This window comes from Halomonas sp. SIMBA_159, assembly GCF_046536035.1.
Lineage (GTDB): Bacteria > Pseudomonadota > Gammaproteobacteria > Pseudomonadales > Halomonadaceae > Vreelandella > Vreelandella venusta_A.
Map to the genome: position 1 here is coordinate 1 of NZ_JAWJBT010001623.1, position 236 is coordinate 236.

Below are 236 nucleotides of genomic sequence, written 5' to 3' on the forward strand. Positions count from 1 at the left end.
CATGAATATGAAAAAGCAGATCAATTGCTTGAAGAAAACCGTAAGCAGATGGGGATGGACGATTATTACTATTTGGAAAAAGGAAAAGCATTATATGGAATGAAACACTATGCTGAAGCCCTGGATTGCTTTAAACAACATCACATGAAACCTTTTATGCCCCACCCATACGACTTGTCGATGCATTACGAAAAAGAAGCCTATATGGCTTAGATCTATGAGCAACTAGGCGATCA

At 38.6% G+C, this 236-nt stretch carries 1 protein-coding gene; it reads left to right on the forward strand.

Annotated features, from left to right (window positions below; all coding sequences use genetic code 11):
- The coding region (locus R0J87_RS24700; RefSeq protein WP_498889675.1) for a hypothetical protein at window positions 1-213 on the forward strand (213 nt) is incomplete at its 5' end.
- Window positions 214-236 lie beyond the last annotated feature (23 nt).